Origin of the sequence: Tardiphaga sp., from assembly GCF_041424195.1 — a bacterium.
Taxonomy (GTDB): domain Bacteria; phylum Pseudomonadota; class Alphaproteobacteria; order Rhizobiales; family Xanthobacteraceae; genus Tardiphaga.
Genome location: NZ_JBGMOE010000183.1, coordinates 1 through 4,461, shown reverse-complemented (window position 1 = coordinate 4,461; position 4,461 = coordinate 1). Strand labels below are relative to the sequence as shown.

Annotated in this window: 4 protein-coding genes and 1 pseudogene; 2 read left to right on the top strand and 3 right to left on the bottom strand. The window is 63.7% G+C overall.

Translation table 11 applies throughout. The features are described from left to right. The 3 genes from ACEK02_RS24510 to ACEK02_RS24500 form a co-directional block, all read right to left on the bottom strand. A partial coding sequence (locus tag ACEK02_RS24510) for a 2Fe-2S iron-sulfur cluster-binding protein (RefSeq protein WP_371424099.1) occupies nt 1–1,388 on the bottom strand: 1,388 nt, incomplete at its 3' end. Next, nucleotides 1,385–1,636 (bottom strand): sarcosine oxidase subunit delta, encoded by a 252-nt coding sequence (locus tag ACEK02_RS24505; RefSeq protein WP_017181644.1) that lies wholly within the window; start codon nt 1,634–1,636, stop codon nt 1,385–1,387. The genes ACEK02_RS24505 and ACEK02_RS24510, both read right to left, overlap by 4 nt. Nucleotides 1,637–1,648: 12 nt before the next feature. Continuing rightward, nucleotides 1,649–2,905 carry a sarcosine oxidase subunit beta family protein gene (locus tag ACEK02_RS24500; RefSeq protein WP_017181643.1) on the bottom strand — a complete coding sequence of 419 codons (1,257 nt, stop codon included), beginning with the start codon at nt 2,903–2,905 and terminating at the stop codon, nt 1,649–1,651. Nucleotides 2,906–2,991: 86 nt separating this feature from the next. Between ACEK02_RS24500 and ACEK02_RS24495 the strand changes: the two genes are divergently transcribed. Together ACEK02_RS24495 and ACEK02_RS24490 are read left to right on the top strand one after the other, a co-directional pair. Then, on the top strand, nt 2,992–3,975 hold the full coding sequence (locus tag ACEK02_RS24495; protein ID WP_017181642.1) for a GlxA family transcriptional regulator: 984 nt from the start codon (nt 2,992–2,994) through the stop codon (nt 3,973–3,975). Nucleotides 3,976–4,123: 148 nt separating this feature from the next. Then, nucleotides 4,124–4,461, top strand: a pseudogene (locus ACEK02_RS24490) (IS21 family transposase); the annotation flags it as partial.

The window sequence follows — 4,461 nt, the reverse complement described above, 5'->3', positions numbered from 1 at the left end:
CCCTTGGCAGCGCCGTCGACTAGGGCCTGCGCCAGCGAGAACCGGCCTGCCGCCGCACCGGCCGGAACGAGCCCGGGTGGGGTCTCGTCGAGCAGGAAAGTCTGTTGCGATTCCGACCACACAGGTTTTGCTCCCATGTTGCTGCCAAGGCCGATTGCCGGATTCCAGCCGCCACCCATCGCGACGAGATCCGCGCGGAGCGTGCGGCGCGAACCATCCGCGAGGCGCACGTCAACCTTCCTGACCGGAACACCGTGCACGTCAGTGACGATCGCGCCGCTCAGGATTTCGACACCACGCGTACGTAGTTCAGCGGCGAGGGCAGGCTCATCTTCGCGGTGGTCGACAAGCACGACGGAGGCGCCCGCTGCCGCCAGGTCCCGCGCAGTCGACCATCCGCTGTCGCTGGCGGTAAACACGACGGCGCGCTGTCCGGGAACCGCGGCGTAACGATTGACGTAAGTCGAGACAGCCGAGGCAGTCATGACACCAGGCCGGTCATTGCCACCGAACACCAGCGGCCGCTCGATGGCGCCCGTCGCGAGGATGGCGCGGCGGGAGACGATCTTCCACAACCGCTGACGCGGCTGCCCCGGCAGCGGGGCGACAAGATGGTCGGAAACGCGTTCGACGGCCACATATTCGTCGTCATAGACCCCGAATACGCCGGTACGGCTGAGCACGCGCACGTTCGGAAGCGAGGCCAGTTCCGCCAGCACCTGTGCAACCCATTGCACTGCGGACATGCTGTCGATCTCCTGCCGCTCGCTCAGCAGGCGCCCGCCGGGACGGGCGTCCTCGTCCGCCAGCATGACGCGCAGCCCTGCACGTCCTGCGGTCAGGGCCGCCGCAAGACCGGCCGCACCACCACCGATGACGAGCAGATCGCAGAAGGCATGCTCGCGGTCATACTCGCTCGGATCGGGCAGCATGGAGAGCTTGCCCAGCCCCGCCGCCCGCCGGATAAGCGGCTCGTACACCTTCTCCCAGAATTTAGCGGGCCACATGAAGGTCTTGTAATAGAAGCCCGCCACAAAGATCGGCGAGGCAAGCTGATTCACGGCCAGCAGATCATAGCGCAGACTGGGCCAGCGGTTCTGACTGCTCGCCTCCAGACCGTCGAACAGCGAGACGGTGGTCGCGCGCGTATTCGGCTCGGCGTGGGCGCCGGTACGCAGGGTGACGAGGGCGTTGGGCTCCTCGCTTCCCGCTGTGAGGATCCCGCGCGCCCGGTGGTACTTGAACGAGCGGCCGACGAGACGGACATCATTAGCTACGAGAGCGGAGGCGAGAGTGTCGCCCTCTAAGCCCGAATAGGCCTTCCCGTCGAAGGTGAAGGAAAGCGGGCGCTGCCTGTCGATCAGGCCACCGGCAGAAAGGCGGCTCATGCGGGTGTCTCCCGGGACAGCGTGGCGGCGGCGATGCGGTGTGTGCGGGTGTGGCGCAGCACGGTGATCCAGTTGCGGCACCCTTGCGCATGGTACCAGTGCTCGGCCATCTCGCCGATCACGTTGTCGCGCAGGTACACATAGTCGTAGAAGCCGTCCTCGCCTTCAGGGCGGCGGGGCGAAGCATCGCCGCGATAGACGAATTCCTGGGAGTCACGTTCGCCGCAATAGGGACAGGGTATGCGCATGGCCTCGTTCCCTCAGTGAAGATTGGGTTGGGCGCCGGCGCCCTTTTCGTCGATCAGATGACCGCGCTCGAAGCGGTCGAAGCGGTAGGCGGCAGCCGTATCGTGCGGGGCGCCCGTCGCGAGCAGATGGGCAAAGCAGCGCCCGGCGGCCGGCGTTGCCTTGAAACCGCCGTAGCACCAGCCCCCGTTGAGATAGAGGCCCTCGACCGGGGTGCGGTCAATGATCGGGGAGCCGTCCATCGACATGTCCACGACACCGCCCCAGGAACGCAGCAGGCGGGCGCGACCGATCATCGGCATGATCGCCATGCCACCCTCGCACACGTCCTCCACTACCGGCATGTTCCCCCGCTGGGCGTAAGTGTTGTATCCGTCGATGTCGCCGCCGAAGACGAGCCCCCCCTTGTCCGACTGGCTGATGTAGAAGTGTCCGGCCCCGAAAGTGATGACGCCGGGAATGACCGGCTTCAGCCCCTCGGTCACGAAGGCCTGGAGCACATGGCTCTCGATCGGCAGGCGCAGCCCGGCCATCGCTGCGACGGCAGAGGAATGTCCGGCCACCGACAGGCCGACTTTGTTCGCGCGGATTGCACCGCGCGTTGTCTCCACGCCGGTGACGGCGCCGCTGGCGTCACGAAGGAAGCCCTTGACCTCGCAGTTCTGAATGATGTCGACCCCAAAGTCGGAAGCGCCGCGGGCATAACCCCAGACGACCGCGTCGTGCCGGGCAGTACCTCCGCGACGATGCAGCAGGCCACCCATGATCGGGAAGCGGGCCGAATCGAAATTCAGGAACGGTGCCATCTTGCGCACCGCGTCCCGGTCCAGCAATTCCGCTCCCGCGCCATGGAGCAGCATCGCGTTGCCGCGCCGGGCGAAAGCATCACGCTGGGCATCGCTGTGGTACAGGTTCAGGATGCCGCGCTGGCTGACCATCACATTGTAGTTCAGGTCCTGCTCCAGCCCTTCCCAAAGCTTCATCGAAAATTCGTAGAAGGGCTCGTTGCCGGGCAATCCGTAGTTGGAGCGGATGATCGTGGTGTTGCGTCCGGCGTTGCCGCCGCCGATCCACCCACGCTCGACCACTGCGACGCGGCGGATACCGTGGACCTTGGCGAGGTAGTAGGCAGTGGCCAGGCCGTGGCCGCCGCCACCGACGATGACGATATCGTAACCCTCAGCAGGCGCGGAATCGCGCCAGGTCGGGCGCCAATCGCGATGCCCCTTGAGAGCGTGCGTGGCAAGATTGAAAATGGAAAAGCGCGTCATGCGTGCGGCGCCTCGGAATTCGTGTGATGTGATGTCTTGTAAGTAGCCGTTCGGCACCATATCGCTTGTCCATGAGCGACCCTTATATGACCAAAACCGACAAGCTTCGCAGCGCTGAAGAAATTCGGACGCTAGGGCTGTTGCTGATCGACGGATTCTCGCTGATGTCCTATGCCTCAGTAATTGAGGTCTTCCGCGCAGCGAACGCGCTGGCGGGGCGCACGCTCTATCGCTGGTCCCACATTTCAGTTGATGGAAGGCCGATCCATGCGTCGAATGGCGCAACGATCCTAGCCGACTTCGCGGTGGGCCAGCCGTTTGACTGCGAAACGCTGTTCGTTTTCGCAGGCGGTGACCCCACGGGGTTTTCGGATGCACGCACATTTGCTTGGTTACGGCGCATGGCGGCACAGGGCGCAGTCATCACAGGGGTATCTGCTGGCCCTTTCCTGCTGGCGCGGGCCGGGCTTCTCGATGGTTATCGCGCGACGATCCATTGGGAGCATCGGCCCGTCTTCGTTGAAACTTTTCCGAATGTTTCGCCAGAAACCGTACTGTTTGTCATCGACCGCCGCCGCGTGACCTGCGCGGGCGGGATGGCGGGTTTGGACCTGGCGATCGAAATGATCGAGCGTGAGCAAGGTTACGGCCTTTCCTCGATTATTTCGGACTGGTTCATCCGTACCGATACCCGTAGGGCCGACCGCCCTCAGCGGTTGAGCCTGCGCGAAAGGCATCAGGTGTCCAATGACACGGTACTGAAGGTACTCGCTCATATGGAGGAAACGGTGGAGGAACCATCCCCGCGCGAAACCCTAGCTAAAATCGCAGAGGTCTCGGTCAGGCAATTGGAACGCCTGTTCCGCAACCATCTCAGTGCGACCATGCGGGAGAGCTATATGCGCATCCGGCTCGAGAAGTCGGAGCAACTCTTGCGCACGACGGCGCTGTCCGTCACACAAGTTGCATTAGCTTGCGGGTTTCAGAGTGCCAGCCATTTTAGCCGCAGTTTTCGTGATCGCTATGGGAAACCGCCCTCGGGGCGGGCGAGGAGAGATCGAGAATCCTAATCGGGGGCGTTCGCGGGCCGGTGTTCCCAGCACGAGGCCGTGTGTGCAGGGCGGTGACAAAACCAGCCACTGGAACGCCAGCGAAGTGCTGAGCGTGGCGGAGTAAAAACCGGCCAGTGGTAAGGCTGCCCTTTTGAGGGCGGCCGGGATGTATGCCGTGGAAGTTTACGCGAGTGTTCGGCAGTTTGTGTTTGTGCAGGGGCGCAGCCAGCGAGAGGCCGCGCGGGTATTTGGATTAAGCCGGGAGACGATTGGCAAGATCTGCCGATTTTCACTGCCACCTGGCTATACGCGCACGAAGCCGGTGGAGAAGCCGAAGCTGGGGCCTTTGCTGCCGGTGGTTGACGCGATTTTGGAAGGTGACCGGACGGCGCCGGTCAAGCAGCGACACACGGCGAAGCGGATCTTCGAGCGGCTGCGCGATGAATATGGCTATGGCGGCGGCTACACGGTGGTGAAGGACTATGTCCGGCTGAGCCGGGTGCG

Excerpts from the sequence above, each read along its gene's own strand:
- ACEK02_RS24500 (WP_017181643.1), bottom strand. The coding sequence starts at position 2,905 with ATGACGCGCTTTTCCATTTTCAATCTTGCCACGCACGCTCTCAAGGGG.
- ACEK02_RS24495 (WP_017181642.1), top strand. The coding sequence starts at position 2,992 with ATGACCAAAACCGACAAGCTTCGCAGCGCTGAAGAAATTCGGACGCTA.
- ACEK02_RS24505 (WP_017181644.1), bottom strand. The coding sequence starts at position 1,636 with ATGCGCATACCCTGTCCCTATTGCGGCGAACGTGACTCCCAGGAATTC.